This window comes from Streptococcus pseudopneumoniae (genome assembly GCF_001072315.1).
In the GTDB taxonomy this organism is placed as follows: Bacteria; Bacillota; Bacilli; order Lactobacillales; family Streptococcaceae; genus Streptococcus; species Streptococcus pseudopneumoniae_R.
Map to the genome: position 1 here is coordinate 16,059 of NZ_JVLI01000204.1, position 19,803 is coordinate 35,861.

General features: G+C 41.4%; 14 protein-coding genes and 1 pseudogene. 14 read left to right on the forward strand and 1 reads right to left on the reverse strand.

Translation table 11 applies throughout. The features are described 5' to 3' along the window. Positions 1–85 precede the first annotated feature (85 nt). The 14 genes from ADH54_RS10305 (at position 86) to ADH54_RS10370 (ending at position 19,376) form a co-directional block, all read left to right on the forward strand. Positions 86–1,546: a nicotinate phosphoribosyltransferase gene (locus ADH54_RS10305; RefSeq protein WP_049525062.1), complete on the forward strand. Its 1,461-nt coding sequence runs from the start codon at positions 86–88 to the stop codon at positions 1,544–1,546. Further along, positions 1,543–2,367 carry an ammonia-dependent NAD(+) synthetase gene (gene nadE / locus ADH54_RS10310; protein WP_049525063.1) on the forward strand — a complete coding sequence of 275 codons (825 nt, stop codon included), beginning with the start codon at positions 1,543–1,545 and terminating at the stop codon, positions 2,365–2,367. Before ADH54_RS10305 ends, nadE begins: the two co-directional genes overlap by 4 nt. A 156-nt stretch (positions 2,368–2,523) precedes the next feature. After that, positions 2,524–3,075 carry a GNAT family N-acetyltransferase gene (locus ADH54_RS10315; protein WP_049525065.1) on the forward strand — a complete coding sequence of 184 codons (552 nt, stop codon included), beginning with the start codon at positions 2,524–2,526 and terminating at the stop codon, positions 3,073–3,075. Positions 3,076–3,238: 163 nt separating this feature from the next. Then, positions 3,239–3,949 (forward strand): thiol-disulfide oxidoreductase-associated membrane protein CcdA2, encoded by a 711-nt coding sequence (gene ccdA2 / locus ADH54_RS10320; RefSeq protein ID WP_049525066.1) that lies wholly within the window; start codon positions 3,239–3,241, stop codon positions 3,947–3,949. Positions 3,950–3,962: 13 nt separating this feature from the next. Next, entirely contained in the window at positions 3,963–4,526 is a 564-nt protein-coding gene (locus tag ADH54_RS10325; RefSeq protein WP_049525067.1) for a redoxin family protein, read from the forward strand. 9 nt (positions 4,527–4,535) lie between these two features. Next, positions 4,536–5,648, forward strand: a complete 1,113-nt coding sequence (gene msrB / locus ADH54_RS10330) for a peptide-methionine (R)-S-oxide reductase MsrB (RefSeq protein WP_049525068.1) — start codon at positions 4,536–4,538, stop codon at positions 5,646–5,648. A gap of 70 nt (positions 5,649–5,718) precedes the next feature. Continuing rightward, on the forward strand, positions 5,719–6,456 hold the full coding sequence (locus ADH54_RS10335; RefSeq protein ID WP_049525069.1) for a response regulator transcription factor: 738 nt from the start codon (positions 5,719–5,721) through the stop codon (positions 6,454–6,456). After that, positions 6,453–8,144, forward strand: a complete 1,692-nt coding sequence (locus ADH54_RS10340) for a cache domain-containing sensor histidine kinase (RefSeq protein ID WP_049525070.1) — start codon at positions 6,453–6,455, stop codon at positions 8,142–8,144. Before ADH54_RS10335 ends, ADH54_RS10340 begins: the two co-directional genes overlap by 4 nt. Positions 8,145–8,258: 114 nt before the next feature. Then, positions 8,259–8,822 carry a TIGR01440 family protein gene (locus tag ADH54_RS10345; protein WP_049525071.1) on the forward strand — a complete coding sequence of 188 codons (564 nt, stop codon included), beginning with the start codon at positions 8,259–8,261 and terminating at the stop codon, positions 8,820–8,822. Positions 8,823–8,824: 2 nt separating this feature from the next. After that, entirely contained in the window at positions 8,825–14,737 is a 5,913-nt protein-coding gene (locus ADH54_RS10350) for a ZmpA/ZmpB/ZmpC family metallo-endopeptidase (protein WP_049525072.1), read from the forward strand. A gap of 60 nt (positions 14,738–14,797) precedes the next feature. Then, the gene (gene pabB, locus ADH54_RS10355) at positions 14,798–16,519 is read left to right on the forward strand and encodes an aminodeoxychorismate synthase component I (protein ID WP_049525073.1); all 1,722 of its coding nucleotides are present in this window, start codon (positions 14,798–14,800) and stop codon (positions 16,517–16,519) included. 157 nt (positions 16,520–16,676) lie between these two features. Next, positions 16,677–17,369, forward strand: coding sequence for an excalibur calcium-binding domain-containing protein (locus ADH54_RS12640; RefSeq protein ID WP_080980865.1), 693 nt, complete (start codon positions 16,677–16,679; stop codon positions 17,367–17,369). Positions 17,370–17,479: 110 nt separating this feature from the next. After that, the gene (locus tag ADH54_RS10365; RefSeq protein WP_031227726.1) at positions 17,480–18,439 is read left to right on the forward strand and encodes an ROK family glucokinase; all 960 of its coding nucleotides are present in this window, start codon (positions 17,480–17,482) and stop codon (positions 18,437–18,439) included. Positions 18,440–18,536: 97 nt separating this feature from the next. Further along, positions 18,537–19,376 carry a thymidylate synthase gene (locus tag ADH54_RS10370; RefSeq protein ID WP_049525074.1) on the forward strand — a complete coding sequence of 280 codons (840 nt, stop codon included), beginning with the start codon at positions 18,537–18,539 and terminating at the stop codon, positions 19,374–19,376. Positions 19,377–19,717: 341 nt separating this feature from the next. On the opposite strand, the pseudogene ADH54_RS11990 reads toward ADH54_RS10370, so the two are convergent. After that, a pseudogene (locus tag ADH54_RS11990) lies at positions 19,718–19,798 on the reverse strand (IS200/IS605 family transposase); the annotation flags it as partial. Positions 19,799–19,803 lie beyond the last annotated feature (5 nt).

Sequence of the window (19,803 nt, forward strand, 5' to 3'; positions counted from 1 at the left end):
TGTGATATAATAGTACTAATTTATTGGAACACATGAAAGTTCTTGAAAATTTTCATGGGTTTCTAGCTAAGGAAGTAGGAAAAGTATGTATCCAGATGATAGTTTGACATTGCACACGGACTTGTATCAGATTAACATGATGCAGGTTTACTTTGACCAAGGGATTCACAATAAAAAGGCGGTCTTTGAGGTGTATTTCCGCCAGCAGCCTTTTAAGAATGGCTATGCGGTTTTTGCAGGTTTGGAAAGAATTGTGAGTTATCTTGAAGACCTGCGTTTTTCAGATAGTGATATTGCCTATTTGGAGTCGCTAGGCTATCATGGGGCATTTTTGGACTATCTCCGCAATTTTAAGTTGGAGTTGACCGTTCGTTCTGCCCAAGAAGGGGACTTGGTTTTTGCTAATGAGCCTATTGTGCAGGTGGAAGGTCCTCTAGCCCAATGTCAATTGGTGGAAACGGCTCTTTTGAACATCGTCAACTACCAGACCTTGGTGGCTACTAAGGCAGCTCGTATTCGCTCGGTTATCGAAGATGAACCCTTGATGGAATTTGGGACACGTCGGGCTCAAGAAATGGATGCGGCTATCTGGGGAACACGCGCAGCGGTGATTGGTGGCGCTAATGGAACTAGTAACGTGCGTGCGGGTAAACTCTTTGACATTCCTGTCTTGGGGACTCATGCCCATGCCTTGGTACAGGTTTATGGTAACGACTATGAGGCTTTCAAGGCTTATGCTGCGACCCACAAAAATTGCGTCTTTCTTGTGGATACCTATGATACCCTTCGCATCGGAGTTCCAGCTGCCATTCAGGTGGCGCGTGAGCTAGGAGACCAGATTAACTTTATGGGTGTGCGGATTGACTCTGGGGATATTGCCTACATTTCCAAAAAAGTCCGTCAGCAACTGGACGAGGCTGGCTTTACAGAAGCTAAGATTTATGCTTCTAATGATCTAGATGAAAATACTATCCTCAACCTCAAGATGCAAAAGGCCAAGATTGATGTCTGGGGTGTGGGTACCAAGCTGATTACAGCCTATGATCAGCCAGCTCTTGGGGCAGTTTACAAGATTGTTGCGATAGAAGATGAAAATGGTCAGATGCGCAATACCATCAAGCTGTCAAATAATGCTGAAAAAGTGTCTACGCCAGGTAAGAAGCAGGTGTGGCGCATTACCAGTCGTGAAAAAGGTAAGTCAGAAGGTGACTACATTACTTATGACGGTGTGGATGTCGCTAGTATGACAGAAATCAAGATGTTCCATCCGACTTATACTTACATCAAGAAGACCGTTCGTAATTTTGATGCCGTTCCTCTCTTAGTGGATATCTTCAAAGACGGAAAATTGATTTACAACCTGCCTAGCTTGACTGAGATTCAGGATTATGCTCGTAAGGAATTCGACAAGCTTTGGGATGAGTACAAGCGCGTGCTCAATCCTCAGCATTATCCAGTGGATTTGGCGCGTGATGTATGGCAAGATAAGATGGACTTGATTGACAAAATGCGTAAGGAAGCCCTTGGTGAAGGAGAAGAAGAATGAGTTTGCAAGAAACGATTATCCAAGAGCTGGGTGTCAAACCGGTGATTGATGCTCAGGCAGAAATCCGTCGTTCCATTGATTTCTTAAAAAGATACTTGAAAAAACACCCCTTCCTTAAAACTTTTGTACTAGGGATTTCTGGAGGACAAGACTCAACCTTAGCAGGACGTTTAGCCCAACTAGCTATGGAAGAACTGCGAGCAGAAACGGGCGATGACAGCTACAAATTTATCGCTGTCCGTCTGCCTTATGGAGTGCAAGCTGATGAAGCAGATGCTCAAAAAGCCTTAGCCTTCATCCAGCCAGATGTTAGCTTGGTAGTTAATATCAAGGAATCAGCTGATGCCATGACAACTGCAGTTGAAGCGACAGGTAGTCCTGTTTCAGACTTCAACAAGGGCAATATCAAGGCTCGTTGCCGTATGATTGCTCAGTATGCCCTTGCTGGTTCCCATAGAGGAGCGGTCATTGGAACAGACCATGCTGCGGAAAATATCACAGGTTTCTTTACCAAGTATGGTGACGGGGGTGCAGATATTCTCCCTCTTTACCGCCTCAATAAGCGTCAAGGAAAACAACTCTTGCAGGAACTTGGTGCAGATCCAGCCCTTTATGAAAAAATCCCAACAGCAGACCTAGAAGAAGATAAACCAGGTCTGGCTGACGAAGTCGCACTTGGAGTCACCTATGCAGAGATTGACGACTACCTAGAAGGCAAAATAATCAGCCCAGAAGCTCAAGCAAGAATCGAAAACTGGTGGCACAAAGGCCAACACAAACGCCACCTACCCATCACTGTCTTTGATGACTTTTGGGAGTGAAAACCTCCAGTGGAGGTTTTCAGCCTCTCACATTGAAATAAGAAAGTGAGAGAAGGTCCGGGGGACCTTTTTAGCGTATTACCTTGAAATTCAAAAGCAAAGCAAATCTAAATGGAGATTGAATAGAAATCATATATCAGAAAGCGAGGCAGCATCATGAAAGCAATCGGTACGAAAATGTTACAGACAGAACGTTTAATCTTGCGAAGATTTGTGGAAAGTGATGCAGAAGCTATGTTTCAAAATTGGGCTTCATCCGCTGAGAATCTGACCTATGTCACTTGGGATCCTCATTCTGATGTCGAGGTGACTCGAAACTCGATTCGTAATTGGGTTGCCTCCTATGCTAATCCCAACTATTACAAATGGGCTATTTGTCTCAAAGAAAATCCAGAGCAAGTGATAGGAGATATCAGCATCGTTGCAATAGATGAGAATAATTCTTCTTGTGAAATTGGCTATGTGTTAGGCAAGGCTTACTGGGGATATGGTATGATGACAGAGGCCTTAAAAGCTATCTTGGACTTTTGTTTCACTCAAGTAGGATTTCAAAAAGTCAAGGCACGTTATGCCAGTCTCAATCCAGCTTCAGGTCGTGTCATGGAGAAAGCAGGGATGTCCTATCTACAAACCATTGTTAATGGTGTAGAGAGAAAAGGCTATCTTGCGGATCTTATTTATTATCAGATAAGTAGGGAAGAATGTTGAATTTTCTTTTCAGTTTCCATCGAAGTCAGACTGTGTCTGGCTTTTTTTGCAACAGTTTTTACATAACCTGATTAAATTCCTATTTTTCCCTATCATTGTCCCTGTTTTTTCTGGAGTTTTGGGGCTATAATAGTCCTATCAAATCAAAGAATGGAGGAAGGCAATGGATAATATAATCTTTTTTATCAGTGTTTTTCTTGCTGGAATTCTTTCCTTCTTTTCTCCTTGTATCTTACCCTTGTTGCCAGTCTATGCAGGGGTCTTGTTGGATGACAAAGATGGTGCTCAGGCTTCTAGTGGCAAATTTTCAATCTCAGTTGTCAGTTTATTGCGAACTCTGGCCTTTATAGCAGGGATATCCTTTATCTTCATCTTACTGGGTTATGGTGCTGGTTTTTTAGGCAATTTGCTGTATGCTTCTTGGTTTCAGTATGTGACGGGTGCGGTCATCATTCTCTTGGGCTTGCACCAGATGGAAGTCTTACATTTTCAGGGACTTTACAAGGAAAGAAGGTTACAATTACAGAGACAGGGGCAAAAGGGTAAGGGCTATAGTCAGGCATTTTTACTGGGTTTGATCTTTAGTTTTGCTTGGACGCCTTGTGTGGGGCCGGTTCTTGGCTCTGTTTTGGTCTTGGCGGCTTCAGGTGGTTCAGGAGCTTGGCAGGGAGCTGGTCTCATGTTGATTTACACGTTGGGCTTGGCGCTACCATTTTTGGCTCTAGCTCTTGCCTCTAGCTATGTTTTGAAACATTTCCGAAAACTCCATCCTTATCTCGGAACCCTCAAAAAAGTGGGTGGTTTCCTCATTATCGTGATGGGAATCTTGGTGCTTTTGGGGAATGCTTCCATTTTGACTACATTATTTGAATAGAGAGGAAGAAAAAATGAAAAAATGGCAAACATGTCTCCTTGGAGTCGGCTCAATCTGTTGCTTAGCAGCCTGTTCGGCTAAAAATATGTCAGACGAATCTACTATGAAGGAGCAAACAAAAACAGAACAAGTCAGTGCGCAAACTGCGACTAAAGGTCAGGCAGTTGCTGATTTCGAACTGACGGGAGTAGATGGCAAGACATACCGCTTGTCTGATTACAAGGGCAAGAAAGTCTATCTCAAATTCTGGGCTTCTTGGTGTTCCATCTGTCTAGCCAGTCTTCCAGATACCGATGAAATCGCTAAAGAAGCTGGAGATGACTATGTGGTCTTGACAGTGGTCTCTCCTGGACACAAAGGTGAACAAGCAGAAGCAGACTTTAAGAACTGGTACAAGGGCTTGGATTATAAAAATATTCCAGTTCTAATTGACCCATCAGGAAAACTTTTGGAAAGTTATGGTGTTCGTTCTTACCCAACTCAAGCCTTTATAGACAAGGAAGGAAAACTGGTCAAAACACAACCAGGTTTTATGGATAAGGATATGATTTTAAAAGAATTGAAAGAAATGGGGTAGCGAAAGGCCATGAATGATAAAGTAAAATTGTTTGTCTTGGCAGGGATATTTTTCCTAGCCATAACCGGTTTCTATTTTCTATTGATGCGAAATGCAGGGCAGACAGATAGCTCGCAAATTGAGAAGGCATCAGTTAGCCAAGGAGGAAAAACAGTGAAAAAAACAGAAATTAGTAAAGATGCAGACTTGCACGAAATTTATCTAGCTGGGGGATGTTTCTGGGGAGTTGAGGAATACTTCTCACGCGTTCCCGGTGTGACAGATGCCGTATCAGGTTATGCAAATGGTAGAGGGGAAACAACCAAGTACGAATTGATTAACCAAACAGGACATGCAGAGACTGTCCATGTTACCTATGATGCTAATCAAATTTCCCTCAAAGAAATCCTGCTTCATTATTTCCGCATTATTAATCCAACTAGCAAAAATAAACAAGGAAATGATGTGGGAACCCAGTACCGTACTGGTGTTTATTACACAGATGACAAGGATTTAGAGGTGATTAACCAAGTCTTTGATGAGGTGGCTAAGAAATACGATCAACCTCTAGCAGTTGAAAAGGAAACCTTGAAGAATTTTGTAGTGGCAGAGGATTACCACCAAGACTATCTCAAGAAAAATCCAAATGGCTACTGCCATATCAATGTCAACCAGGCAGCCTATCCCGTCATCGATGCCAGCAAATATCCCAAACCAAGTGATGAGGAATTGAAAAAGACCTTGTCGCCTGAGGAGTATGCAGTTACACAGAAAAATCAAACAGAGCGAGCTTTTTCAAACCGCTACTGGGATAAATTTGAATCGGGTATCTATGTGGATGTGGCAACTGGCGAACCCCTCTTTTCATCAAAGGATAAGTTTGAGTCTGGTTGTGGTTGGCCTAGTTTCACCCAGCCCATCAGCCCAGATGTTGCTACCTACAAGGAAGATAAGTCCTACAATATGACACGCATGGAAGTGCGGAGTCGAGTGGGAGATTCTCACCTTGGGCATGTCTTTACGGACGGTCCACAGGACAAGGGCGGCTTGCGCTACTGTATCAATAGTCTCTCTATCGGCTTTATTCCCAAAGACCAAATGGAAGAAAAAGGCTATGCTTATTTACTAGATTATGTTGATTAAGAGAGCTTTCCTAAGCAGTTAGAGGAGAATTTTGCTATACTGATACTAGTAAGTGACAAAGGAGAGAAGCATGACCTACACAATCTTAATCGTAGAAGATGAATATCTGGTAAGACAAGGCTTGACCAAGTTGGTCAATGTAGCAGCCTACGATATGGAAATCATCGGTCAGGCTGAAAATGGAAGACAGGCTTGGGAATTGATACAAAAGCAGGTGCCAGATATCATTTTAACCGATATCAACATGCCTCAGCTAAATGGCATCCAGTTAGCCAGTCTGGTCCGAGAAATCCATCCTCAGGTGCATTTGGTCTTTTTAACAGGTTACGATGATTTTGATTATGCCTTGTCTGCTGTCAAACTAGGTGTGGATGACTACCTGCTCAAGCCCTTTTCTCGTCAGGATATTGAGGAAATGTTGGGGAAAATCAAGCAAAAGTTGGATAAGGAAGAAAAGGAAGAGCAGTTACAAGATTTATTGACTGATAAGTTTGAAGGAAATATTGCCCAGAAAATCCAGTCTCATCTGGCTGATAGCCAGTTTGGTTTAAAGTCTTTAGCCAGTGACTTGGGTTTTAGTCCGACTTATCTGAGTTCTTTGATTAAGAAAGAGTTGGGCTTGCCTTTTCAGGATTATCTGGTGAGAGAACGTGTTAAACAAGCCAAGCTCTTGCTTTTGACAACAGATTTAAAGATTTATGAGATTGCAGAAAAGGTTGGTTTTGAAGATATGAACTATTTTACCCAACGCTTTAAGCAGATTGCAGGTGTGACGCCTCGTCAGTTTAAGAAGGGAGAAGGTCGATGAAGCGTTCTTCTCTCCTAGTCAGAATGGTTATTTCCATCTTTCTGGTCTTTCTCATTCTCTTAGCTGTGGTTGGGACTTTCTACTATCAATCTAGTTCTTCAGCCATTGAGGCCACCATTGAAGGCAATAGCCAAACGACTATCAGTCAGACTAGCCACTTTATCCAGTCTTATATCAAAAAATTAGAAACCACCTCGACTAGTTTGACCCAGCAGGCAGATGTTTTATCCTATGCTGAGAATCCCAGTCAAGACAAGGCCAAGGGAATTAGAGATCTATTTTTGACTATCTTGAAGGCAGACCAAGACTTGAAAACGGTAGTTCTGGTCACCAAATCAGGCCAAGTTATTTCTACAGATGACAGTGTGCAGATGAAAACCTCCTCAGATATGATGTCTGAGGACTGGTACCAAAAGGCCATTCATCAGGGGGCTAAGCCAGTTTTGACTCCAGCTCGTAAATCGGACAGTCAATGGGTCATTTCTGTCACTCAAGAACTTGTTGATGCAAAGGGAGCTAATCTGGGCGTGCTTCGTTTGGATATTTCCTACGAAACTCTGGAAGCCTATCTCAACCAGCTTCAGTTGGGTCAGCAGGGCTTTGCCTTTATCATCAATGAAAATCATGAATTTGTCTACCATCCTCAACATACAGTTTATAGTTCGTCTAGCGAAATGGAGGGCATGAAACCCTATATTGAGACAGGTCAGGGCTATACTCCAGATCACAAATCCTACGTCAGTCAGGAAAAGATTGCTGGAACTGATTGGACGGTGCTTGGTGTGTCTTCGTTGGAGAAGTTAGACCAGGTTAGGAGTCAACTCATGTGGACCTTGCTTGGAGCCAGTTTCACATCTCTTCTTGCCTGTCTCTGCTTGGTGTGGCTTAGTCTTAAACGCTGGATTGCTCCTCTGAATGACTTGAGAGAAACCATGCTGGAGATTGCTTCTGGTAATCAGAATCTTCGTGCCAAGGAAACTGGTGCTCATGAACTGAGAGAAGTGACTCGCCAATTTAATGCCATGCTGGATCAGATTGATCAGCTGATGGTAGCTATTCGTAAGCAGGAAGAAACGACTCGTCAGTATGAACTTCAAGCACTGTCGAGCCAGATTAATCCGCATTTCCTCTATAACACCTTGGACACCATCATCTGGATGGCTGAATTTCAGGATAGTCAGCGTGTGGTTCAGGTGACTAAGTCCTTAGCGACTTATTTCCGCTTAGCGCTCAATCAAGGCAAGGACTTGATTTGTCTCTCTGACGAAATCAATCATGTCCGCCAGTACCTCTTTATCCAAAAACAACGCTATGGAGATAAGTTAGACTATGAAATTGATGAAAATCCTGCCTTTGATAATCTAGTCTTGCCTAAGCTGGTCCTACAACCCCTTGTAGAAAATGCTCTTTACCATGGCATTAAGGAAAAGGAAGGTCAGGGCCATATTAGAGTTTCTGTCCAGAAACAGGATTCGGGCTTGGTCATCCGCATTGAGGATGATGGCGTTGGCTTCCAAGTTGCTGGCGATAGTAGTCAAAGTCAACTCAAACGTGGGGGAGTTGGTCTTCAAAATGTTGACCAACGGCTCAAACTTCATTTTGGAGAAGATTACCAGATGAAGATTGATTCTGCCCTCAAAAAAGGAACGACAGTTAAAATATACATAAATAGAATAGAAACTAGCTAACTCCCAGTCAATTCTGGGAGTTTTATGCAGGTTGGAGTAAGGTTTTCAGGTTGTCTATCTTGCTAAAAACAGGAAAAAACGATATGATAGATAATGACAAAAGAGGTATCAAGTATGAAGGAAAAAGACATTCAAAGAGAAACAAGCCAGATTGTAAAAGATGTATTAGAAAAGGCTAATTTGAAGCAAGGATCTATCTTTGTTTTGGGCCTTTCTTCTAGTGAAGTGATAGGTGGTCAGATTGGCAAGGAATCCAGCCAAGAAGTTGGGGAAATCATTGTGAAAACCATTCTAGATATCTTAGAGGAAAAAGGAGTTCATCTAGCTGTTCAAGGTTGTGAACATGTCAATCGGGCCCTCGTTGTTGAACGTCAAGTGGCAGAGCAGTTTGGTCTGGAAATCGTCAGTGTCCTTCCTACCCTTCATGCAGGAGGTTCAGGTCAGTTGGCAGCCTTCAAGTTTATGAAAGATCCAGTTGAGGTTGAATTTATCAAGGCTCATGCTGGATTGGATATTGGAGACACTGCAATTGGCATGCATGTCAAGCATGTTCAGGTTCCGATTCGCCCTCTTTTGAGAGAGATTGGCCATGCCCACGTAACGGCACTGGCTAGTCGTCCAAAGTTAATTGGAGGTGCGCGTGCGCATTATCCGCAAGATTCTATTAGAAAGTCGTGAGAATGAGAAAAACAAAACAACAACTAGAAAAAATCACCAAATATTCGATTCGTAAGCTCACTGTTGGGGTAGGTCCTGTAGCCATCGGGGCCTTCCTTTTTGGTGCTAGTACCCTTTCAGTAGATAAGGTACAAGCCAATGAAGTTGGTGGTGCTCATAGCGTTCATTACCGTTATTTGGCAGAGCAGGAATTGACTAAGTCTGAAAAAGCTCTGATTCACCATGAAGTTCCTACAGAATTTCAAGATGATGATATTCTTTATGTGGTTTATCGTAAGAAGGCAACTAACAGTCAACAACTTCCATACACAGGAAGTAAGGAGCTAGCTCTAGCAGGCCTTGGCTTGGCAACGGCTTCTCTAGCAGTCTTTTTGGTGTCCAAAAAAGGTCGTAAAGAGGTTCTAGGTGTTCTCTTGATTGGTTCTTTAGGAGCTAGCACTTTTGTACCTTATGGGACATTTGCGTTTGAAAATAAAGAATTACTTTCTTATAACCAAACTATTTCAGCCTCTACACATGAAGGCTTAGCTGAAGGGATTATCCACATTGATGGCTATGAATACATTGGATACTTCAAGGAAGCAGAACTCCATCCATCAAGACCAGCTTCAGTTGAGAAGCCTCAGTTGCCAGTAGAAAATCAAAGTTCAAAAGAAATCGAGAAAACAGAAGTCGTTCAAGAAAGACCTGCTGTTGCTCCGGAAACTGTCGTTGAAAAACCTGTAGTAGAGACTCCAGTTGCTCCTGCGGTTGAAGAAAAACCAGTTTCTGAAAAACCTCAGACAAGACAGGAAGAGAGCTTGGTGGAGATTCCTTTTGAAACAGTCACAAGTCCAGATGCGAATCTAGTAGAAGGACAGACCCGTATTGTCACAGCTGGAGTAAATGGTCAGCGTCGTCTTGTAACCAAAGTTTCGATGGTTAACGGTCAAGAAGTTAGAGAAGTCATCGAAGATCAAGTAGTCCAAAATCCTGTGTCGCAAGTCATTGCAGTCGGAACTAAGAAAGAAGTGCAACCTGCTCCAACTCCAGTACCACAAGCTGAACCAAGTCACCAAGTAGCTAAAGGGACGCAAGAGGAAGGTAAAACTGGCCAAGCTTTAACGCAACCGGAGGAAGAATATACAGGAGTTATTTCGACAAAAGGGTCACAAGATCCTGAACATATGATGTTATCTCCTGTTAATGAGTTGCCTGAATTAGTAATTACAGAAAAAGGTACACAAGAGGAAGGTAAGGAAGGTCAAGCCTTAACGCAATCCGAATTGCCAGAGGCTACAGTAGAGTCTAAAGGAACTCAAGAGGTAGGTAAAACTGGCCAAGCCCTTGTACAAGAACAGTTACCTGAGTATAAAGTAACTGAAGGAACTCTTGTTGAAGAATCAACTACAGACTTAGACTACAAAACTGAGACGACTGAGGATCCAACTAAGTATACGGACGAAGAAACCGTCGTAAGAAATGGTGAAAAAGGTAGTCAAGTTACTAAAACAACTTATAAAACAGTTGAAGGTGTAAAAACTGACCAAGTTCTTTCAACTAGCACAGAAGTTACCAAGGAACCTGTAAACCAACAGGTAAGTCGTGGGACAAAACCAATTGAAGGAACTCTGGTAGAAGAAAGTCTTGAAAAGATTCCATTTAAGGAAGTTGTTAAAGAAGATGACCAACTGAAAAAAGGTGTAGAAGTTGTAGCTCAAGAAGGTAAAGAAGGTCAGAAAAAAATCACCAAGACCTTTAACACCATCAAAGGAGTTAAAACAGAAGACGCTCCAAAAGTTACAGAGGAAATCCTTGAGGCACCTCAAGACAAAATTTTGAAACGTGGTACCAAGAGCTTTGAAAAACCAGTATTGACCATCACAGCAGTTGAGCCTAAGGATTTGAAACGGACTTCAGATGTTAAATACAGTCTAGAAAATCCAAGTAAGGCAGCCATTAAATCTATCACCTTAACTCTGAAAAAAGGTGATGAGATTGTGAAAACACTGAATGTTTCACCTGACAACTTAACAGCTAGCCTGACAGATTTGCAATACTACAAAGATTATAAGATTGAAACTAAGATGGTTTATGACCGTGGTGAAGGCGCTGAGGAAGTAGTTCTGAATGAAGAACCTCTAAGAATTGACCTCAAAAAAGTTGAAATCAAAAATATCAAAGAAACAAGCTTGATGAGTGTGGACGCTGACGGTAATGAAACAGATACTAGTTTGCTGACAGAAAAACCAGCTGATGTTGCTCCACTTTACCTACGAGTTACAACTCACGACAACAAAGTTACAAGACTTGCTGTTGACAAGATTGAAGAAGTAGAAAAAGACGGAAAAACTTTATATAAAGTTACTGCCAAAGCACCAGACTTAGTTCAACGTAATGCTGATAACACACTTAGCGAAGAGTATATTCATTACTTTGAAAAACAAAAAGCAAAAGAAGGTAATGTTTACTACAACTTCAATGAGCTTGTAAAAGATATGAAAGCTAACCCTAGCGGTGAGTTCAAACTTGGCGCAGATCTAAATGCAGCTAATGTACCAACTCCAAATAAAGAGTATGTTCCTGGTACGTTCAAAGGTAAGTTATCAAGTGTTGAGGGACAACGTTATTCAATCCACAATATGACACGTCAATTATTTGGTGGTATTGAAGGTGGTTCGGTTAAAGATGTTAACTTGGCTAATGTCGATATTAATATGCCTTGGATTGATAACATTTCTGCTCTTGCTAGAACTGTTAAGAATGCTACTGTTGAGAATATTAAAGTAACTGGTAGCATCACTGGTAGAGATGGAATTGCCGGACTTGTTAACAAATTAGATAACGGCGGACAGCTTACTAATGTTGCTTATATCGGTAAACTTACTGGTGTAGGTGATAGAGGTTGGGATTTCGGTGGCATGGTTGGCGAAATCTGGAAAGGTAATGTTGATAAAGGATATGTAGAAGCTGATATAGTTGCTAATAAAGCTCGTATCGGTGGATTTGTTGCTAGATCCGATAACGGTTCTGATCCTAACGGAATTGGTAAGTATGGTTCTGTTCGTAACGCTGTTACGAAAGGAACTATTAAGGTAAATACACCTGTTGAAGTAGGTGGTTTCCTTAGTAAGAACTGGGCATGGGGTAAAGTTGCAGACTCTGTGTCTATGATGAAAGTTGAAAATGGTGAAGTGTTCTATGGATCTAAAGATATTGACGAAGATGGTGGATACTTCTCAAACAATGCATTAGAACGTAACTTTATAGTTAAAGATGTAAGTACAGGTAAACGTTCATTTAAATTCTCTGTTTCTAACCGAATTAAAGAAGTGTCTCAAGATGAAGCTGACCAGAAAATTGCAACATTGGGAATTACAGCTAATGATTATGTTATCAATCCTCTTGTTTCAGATACACTAAATAATGTAAAACCAAAATCTGACACTTACAAAGATACTCAAGATTACAATGCTTCTCGTGAGCTTGCTTACCGTAATGTTGAAAAACTTCAACCGTTCTACAACAAAGAATGGATTGTCAACCAAGGGAACAAGCTTGCAGAAGGTTCAAACTTGTTAACTAAAGAAGTATTGTCTGTAACTGCGATGAAAGGAAATAACTTTGTCACAGATCTTACAGATGCTGACCATATTTTGGTTCACTACGCAGATAAGACAAAAGACATCTTTACAATTTCACCGAAAGAATCTAAAGTTAAACAAGTGAAAGAATACAGTGTCGCTGAGCTTGGTGAAGTTGTTTATACACCAAATATGGTTGTTAAAGATCGTGCTGACTTAATCAGTGCTATTGAAAGCAAATTAAGTCCAGTTGAATTGCAATCTGACCCGATTTACCAACACTTGGGTAGAACTGGTCCTAACAAAGTCAATGCAATTAAGGACTTGTACCTAGAAGAAAGTTTCAAGTATGTTAAAGATAATCTTACTCAATTCGTTACGAAGTTAGTAGAAAATGAAGATCACCAGCTTAACACTGATGAAGCTGCAAAACGTGCCTTAGTTAAGAAAATTGATGACAATAAGGCTGCAGTTCTTCTTGGATTATCTTACCTAAATCGTTACTACGGTGTTAAATTCGATGACTTTAATATTAAAGAATTAATGCTATTCAAACCTGACTTCTACGGTAAGAATGTTAGTGTGTTAGACTTCTTGATTAAGATTGGTTCTAAAGAAAATAACATTAAAGGTGATAGAACTTTAGAAGCTTATCGCGAAACGATCGGTGGAGTTATCGGTATAGGCGAGTTAAACAGTTTCTTAGACTATAATATGCGTCTATTCACAAGTGATACAGACTTAAACGATTGGTTCATAAAAGCTACTAAAGATAATGTATATATCGTTGAACCGAAGACAACAACTCCTGAATTTGCTGATAAGAAACACAGAGCCTACGAGGGATTAAACAACGACATGCATGGTAAGATGATTCTGCCACTTCTGAATTTAAAAGATGCACATATGTTCTTAATCTCAACATATAATACTATGGCTTACAGTTCATTTGAAAAATACGGTAAGAATACTGCAGAAGAACGCGAAGCATTCAAAGCTGAAATCAATAAAGTCGCTAAAGGTCAACAAAATTACCTAGACTTCTGGTCTCGCTTATCATTAGATAAAGTTCGTAATCAACTGCTTAAGAGCAATAACATGGTTCCAACTCCTGTGTTAGATAACCAAAACTATAAAGGAATCAGCACAGATAAATACGGACATATGAATAGTGGTAAAGACGTAGCACCTATCCGTGAATTATACGGACCAACAGGTCGTTATCATGCAACTGACTGGCGTATGGGAGCTGTAGCTCGTATTTACGGTAATCCTTATAAGGATGATTCAGTCTTCTTCATGGTTACTGATATGATTAGTGATTTCGGTATCTCAGCCTTTACTCACGAAACGACTCACGTAAACGACCGTATGGTTTACTTAGGTGGTTCTAGACACCGTGAAGGTACTGACTTAGAAGCATTTGCACAAGGTATGTTACAATCACCTGCTGAAACCAGTCCAAACGGTGACTTTAAAGCACTAGGATTGAACATGGCCTACGAACGTCCAAATGACGGAAATCAATGGTATAACACAAATCCAAATGACCTTACATCTCGCGCTGAAATCGATCATTACATGAAAGGTTTCAACGATACTCTAATGCTTCTTGATTATCTTGAAGGAGAAGCCGTTCTTGATAAAGGCAGCAAAGAACTAAACAACGCTTGGTTCAAGAAAGTTGCTAAGAAATTACGTAACGCTAATACGAAGAACCAATACGATGAGGTTCGTGATTTGAATGCAGAAGAAAAAGAATATAACTTAACTTCTGTTAACGACCTAGTAGATAAGAACTTCATGACCAAACACGGTCCTGGTAATGGTACTTATGACCCAACTGGATTTGGCTCTGCCTATGTAACGGTGCCTATCACTGCTGGTATCTATGGTGGTAATACAAGTGAAGGAGCTCCAGGCTCTATGTCATTCAAACATAACACCTTCCGTATGTGGGGTTACTTTGGATATGAAAAAGGATTCCTAAATTACGCTTCTAACATGCTGAAAAATGAGTCTAAACAGGCTGGTCATGCTACTCTAGGTGATGACTTCATCATTAAGAAAGTTTCTGATGGTAAATTTAATACTCTAGAAGATTGGAAGAAAGAATACTTCAAAGAAGTTGTTGATAAAGCGAAAGCAGGATTTAATCCAGTTACAATTGACGGCACTACATACAGTAGTTACGATGACTTGAAGAATGCATTCTCTGCTGCCGTTGATAAAGATAAAGCAACTCTTAATAATGGCTCAGTTAAATTTGATAATACCGTATCACTTAAAGAGAAATTATTCAAGAAACTTCTTCAACAAACAAATAGCTTTAAAACTTCAATCTTTAAATAATTGAAATCTCTCATCTGCTTTGCGGATGAGGGTTTTCTTATTTTATGCTATACTTAAGGTATGCATAGAAAAACAGTGATTGATTTTAGGGCTTTGGGGGAGAGATACACCTTTACCCAGCCTATCAAAGAGTTAAAAACGAGAGATTTAGCGGAAGTAACAGCCTTGCTGGCACAAGTGGAAAGCTACCAAGAGCAGGGCTATTATGTGGTTGGTTATGTCAGCTACGAGGCTGCACCAGCTTTTGAGGAAAAATTAGCAGTTCACAAGGCTCCCCTACTGGGAGAGTACCTGCTATATTTTACTGTTCATGATAGGGTAGAAACATCCCCTATTCCTCTGACTTATGATGAGGTTGATTTGCCTTCAAATTGGCAGGAAGTAACGTCTGCAGCAGACTATGAAAAGGCCATTGCACAGATTCACCATCATTTGCGTCAGGGTGATACCTATCAGGTTAACTACACCGTTCAACTCAAGCAGGACTTAAGTGCCAATCCTTTTGCCATCTACAATCGTATGGTGGTAGAGCAGGAGGCGGGCTACAATGCCTATGTGGAACATGACGAGATGGCAGTGATTTCTATGAGTCCAGAGCTCTTTTTTGAGCAAAATGACCGCGAGTTGACAACGCGACCAATGAAGGGAACGACTCAGCGTGGCATGACTGACCAAGAAGATTTGGAGCAGGCCAGTTGGTTGGAACAGGATCCCAAAAATCGCTCTGAAAACATGATGATTGTGGACCTCTTGCGCAATGATATGAACCGTATTTCTGAGGTGGGGAGCGAGCATGTGGAGCGTCTGTGTCAAGTGGAGCAGTATTCTACTGTATGGCAGATGACTTCGACCATCAAGAGTCAGTTGCGAGAGGATGTGGACCTTGTTGAAATTTTCCGCTCACTCTTTCCTTGTGGTTCCATAACGGGCGCACCGAAAATTGCGACTATGGAAATCATTAAGGACTTGGAACCACAACCCAGAGGAGTCTACTGTGGAACGATTGGTCTCTTGCTTCCACATGGGCAACGGATTTTCAATGTCGCTATTCGGACCATTCAACTGCATCAAGGGAAAGCCATCTATGGAGTAGGCGGAGGCATTACATGGGATAGCACTTGGGAATCTGAATACCGTGAAGTTCATCAAAAGGCAGCTGTTCTCTATCGTAAACAAGCTCGTTTTCAGCTGATTACGACTGGGAAAATCAGCCAGAAGAACTTGTTGTTTGAAGAACAACATCTGGAAAGACTGAGAAAAGCTAGTCGATATTTTGCTTATCCTTTTGATCCAGAAATTTTGAGACAAAAGATTGAAGCAGAGTGTCAGACTTGTGATGCTAATCAAAATTACCGCTTGCGAATCATCCTTAGCAAACCTGGAGAGATAGAAGTTGAACGCCAAGTATTAACACCCCTCAGTCCAAGTTTTTGTCAGGCCCAACTCTGCCTTCAGGAAGGCAATTTGCAACAAGCTTTTATCTACTTCAAAACGACTCACCGACCTCATTTGAGCCTAGGGGAACAAGGGAAGATTTACCATAATACAAGAGGAGAATTACTTGAAACCTCTATTGGAAATTTGGTTCTGAAAATTGCTGGGAAACTCTACACACCGCCTATCCGATTGGGAATCTTACCAGGAATTTATCGTCAGCATTTGTTAGAAACAGGACAGGTAGAAGAGAAAATCTTGACCTTGGCAGATTTAGCACAAGCTGAAGCTATTTACGGTAGTAATGCAGTGAGAGGCTTGTATGAGTTGAGCCTAGAGGAGAACTAGATGAAACTGGTATTTTTACACGGTTTAGGGCAGTCAGCAGAGTCTTGGAAAGAAGTTTAGAATCAATTGAAGGATAAGCCCACAGAGACTCTTGAATTGCTGAAATAAGTTTGATAAAATAATAGTGAAATCGATATCATAATTATGGGAGAAAGAAATGAACAAACGTCTATTTTTAAAAATGAGTCTGGCTACCTTGCCAGTTTTAGCCTTGTTTTCACAGCCTGTGTCAGCAGAGGAAAATATTCATTTTTCTAGTTGTAAAGAAGCTTGGGCGAATGGATACGCAGATATTCACAAGGGAGAACCTGGGTATTCTGCCAGGTTAGACCGCGATCATGATGGTGTGGCTTGTGAATTGAAAAATGCCCCTAAGGGTGCCTTTAAAGCAAAACAAGAGACTACAACCCAAACTGATACAAGTTCAGCAACAACAAGTGGCTGGGTTAAGCAGGATGGTGCTTGGTACTACTTTGATGGAAATGGCAATCCAGTGAAAAATGCATGGCAGGGAAGCTATTACCTGAAATCAGATGGTAAAATGGCACAGAGTGAATGGATTTATGACTCTTCTTATCAAGCTTGGTATTATTTGAAATCAGATGGTTCATATGCTCGCAATGCATGGCAAGGAGCTTACTACCTGAAGTCAAACGGTAAAATGGCACAAGGTGAGTGGGTTTATGACTCTTCTTATCAAGCCTGGTATTACTTGAAATCAGATGGTTCATACGCTCGCAATGCATGGCAAGGAAACTACTATTTGAAATCAGATGGCAAAATGGCTAAGAATGAGCGAGTTGATGGAGGCCGCTACTATGTAGATGCCTCAGGTCTCTGGAAACCATAAATTAGATAAAATTTAGAAAGTTAATGCAAACCTTTGCACAGATGACTGAATTTTGATATACTAGTACTGTAAGCATTTTCAATTAATTCATAATGAAAAAGGAGAATATGATGAGTCAAAAGATTATTGGGATTGACCTTGGTGGAACTTCTATCAAATTTGCAATCTTGACAACAGCAGGAGAAATCCAAGAAAAATGGTCTATCAAGACTAACATTTTGGATGAGGGAAGTCATATCGTAGATGATATGATTGAGTCTATTCAACATCGTTTGGACTTGCTTGGATTGGCTGCAGCGGACTTCCAAGGAATTGGAATGGGATCACCAGGTGTGGTTGACCGTGAAAAAGGGACTGTTATTGGTGCCTACAACTTGAACTGGAAAACCCTTCAACCAATCAAAGAAAAGATTGAAAAAGCCTTGGGTATTCCATTCTTCATCGATAATGATGCCAATGTAGCGGCTCTTGGTGAGCGTTGGATGGGGGCTGGTGATAATCAACCAGACGTTGTCTTTATGACACTCGGTACTGGTGTTGGTGGCGGTATCGTCGCAGAAGGCAAATTACTTCACGGTGTTGCTGGTGCAGCAGGTGAGCTTGGCCACATCACTGTTGACTTTGACCAACCAATCGCATGTACTTGCGGTAAGAAAGGCTGCCTTGAGACAGTGGCTTCTGCAACAGGGATTGTCAACTTGACTCGTCGTTATGCCGATGAATACGAAGGCGATGCAGCCTTGAAACGCTTGATTGATAACGGAGAAGAAGTAACTGCTAAGACTGTCTTTGACCTTGCAAAAGAAGGAGACGACCTTGCTTTGATCGTTTACCGTAACTTCTCACGTTACTTGGGAATCGCTTGTGCCAACATCGGTTCAATTTTGAACCCATCAACAATTGTCATCGGTGGTGGTGTGTCAGCTGCGGGAGAATTCCTTCTACAAGGTGTTCAAAAAGTCTACGATGAAAATACTTTCCCACAAGTACGCACATCTACTAAATTAGCTCTTGCAACTCTAGGAAATGACGCTGGAGTTATCGGAGCAGCATCACTTGTATTGCAATAAGATAATGAGAGAGGAAAAATGCTAACCTAGAGTTAGTAATGTTCCTCTTTTCTTTTTTATGCTATACTAGTTAGGACAATGAATGAGGTGAAACGAAATGACAAAAGCAGATACGATTTTTAAAGAGAATATTGAACGAATCCTCAAAGACGGTGTCTTTTCAGAGCAAGCACGTCCTAAGTATAAGGATGGGACAGTTGCCAACTCCAAGTATGTAACGGGTGCCTTTGCCGAGTATGACTTGGCCAAGGGGGAATTCCCCATCACAACCTTGCGTCCCATTGCCATCAAATCAGCTATCAAAGAAGTTCTCTGGATCTACCAAGATCAGTCAAATAGCTTAGAAGTGCTTAATGACAAGTACAATGTTCACTACTGGAATGACTGGGAAGTGGGAGATACGGGAACTATTGGTGAGCGTTACGGGGCGGTCGTTAAGAAACACGACATCATCAATAAGCTTCTCAAACAGTTGGAAGCTAACCCTTGGAACCGCCGCAATATTATCTCGCTCTGGGATTATCAAGCTTTTGAGGAGACAGACGGCCTCCTCCCATGCGCCTTTCAGACCATGTTTGATGTCCGCCGTGTAGCTGGAGAAATCTATCTGGATGCGACCTTGACCCAGCGTTCTAACGATATGCTGGTGGCCCACCACATCAACGCTATGCAGTATGTGGCTCTTCAAATGATGATTGCCAAGCATTTTGGCTGGAAGGTTGGAAAGTTCTTTTATTTCATCAACAACCTCCATATCTATGACAATCAATTTGAACAAGCTCAGGAATTGCTTCGTCGTGAGCCGTCAAACTGCCAACCACGTTTGGTCTTGAATGTGCCAGATAAGACCAATTTCTTTGATATTAAATCAGAGAATTTTGAGTTGGTGGATTATGACCCTGTTAAGCCGCAGTTGAAGTTTGATTTAGCTATTTAATACTCTTCGAAAATCTCTTCAAACCACGTCAGCGTCGCTTCATCAACAACCTCAAAACCATGTTTTGAGCTGACTTCGTCAGTTCTATCCGCAACCTCAAAACAGTGTTTTGAGTTGACTTCGTCAGTCTTATCTACAATCTCAAAGCAGTACTTTGAGCAACCTGAGGCTAGCTTCTTAGTTTGCTCAGTATAAAAGAATCATGACCACCCGTCAAACGGGTGGTTTGTCCCAGGGCTATAAGCCCAAATTACCAGCCAGCGCCTAAAGACGCTGGCTTTCACTTTGTTCAAGCCTTATTGCTCTTGACTCGTCACTTGCCTCTCAAAGAGTCTTTAGTATTACTTACCACTATCCCTAAAAAGATCCTCATATTCTTTTACACTTAATTTATCTAGTGCTATATCATGCTTTACTCGTTCTCAAA

Excerpts from the sequence above, each read along its gene's own strand:
- ADH54_RS10340 (WP_049525070.1), top strand. The coding sequence starts at position 6,453 with ATGAAGCGTTCTTCTCTCCTAGTCAGAATGGTTATTTCCATCTTTCTG.
- ADH54_RS10325 (WP_049525067.1), top strand. The coding sequence starts at position 3,963 with ATGAAAAAATGGCAAACATGTCTCCTTGGAGTCGGCTCAATCTGTTGC.
- nadE (WP_049525063.1), top strand. The coding sequence starts at position 1,543 with ATGAGTTTGCAAGAAACGATTATCCAAGAGCTGGGTGTCAAACCGGTG.
- ADH54_RS10315 (WP_049525065.1), top strand. The coding sequence starts at position 2,524 with ATGAAAGCAATCGGTACGAAAATGTTACAGACAGAACGTTTAATCTTG.
- ADH54_RS10350 (WP_049525072.1), top strand. The coding sequence starts at position 8,825 with ATGAGAAAAACAAAACAACAACTAGAAAAAATCACCAAATATTCGATT.
- ADH54_RS10365 (WP_031227726.1), top strand. The coding sequence starts at position 17,480 with ATGAGTCAAAAGATTATTGGGATTGACCTTGGTGGAACTTCTATCAAA.
- ADH54_RS10305 (WP_049525062.1), top strand. The coding sequence starts at position 86 with ATGTATCCAGATGATAGTTTGACATTGCACACGGACTTGTATCAGATT.
- ccdA2 (WP_049525066.1), top strand. The coding sequence starts at position 3,239 with ATGGATAATATAATCTTTTTTATCAGTGTTTTTCTTGCTGGAATTCTT.
- msrB (WP_049525068.1), top strand. The coding sequence starts at position 4,536 with ATGAATGATAAAGTAAAATTGTTTGTCTTGGCAGGGATATTTTTCCTA.
- pabB (WP_049525073.1), top strand. The coding sequence starts at position 14,798 with ATGCATAGAAAAACAGTGATTGATTTTAGGGCTTTGGGGGAGAGATAC.
- ADH54_RS10345 (WP_049525071.1), top strand. The coding sequence starts at position 8,259 with ATGAAGGAAAAAGACATTCAAAGAGAAACAAGCCAGATTGTAAAAGAT.
- ADH54_RS12640 (WP_080980865.1), top strand. The coding sequence starts at position 16,677 with ATGAACAAACGTCTATTTTTAAAAATGAGTCTGGCTACCTTGCCAGTT.
- ADH54_RS10335 (WP_049525069.1), top strand. The coding sequence starts at position 5,719 with ATGACCTACACAATCTTAATCGTAGAAGATGAATATCTGGTAAGACAA.
- ADH54_RS10370 (WP_049525074.1), top strand. The coding sequence starts at position 18,537 with ATGACAAAAGCAGATACGATTTTTAAAGAGAATATTGAACGAATCCTC.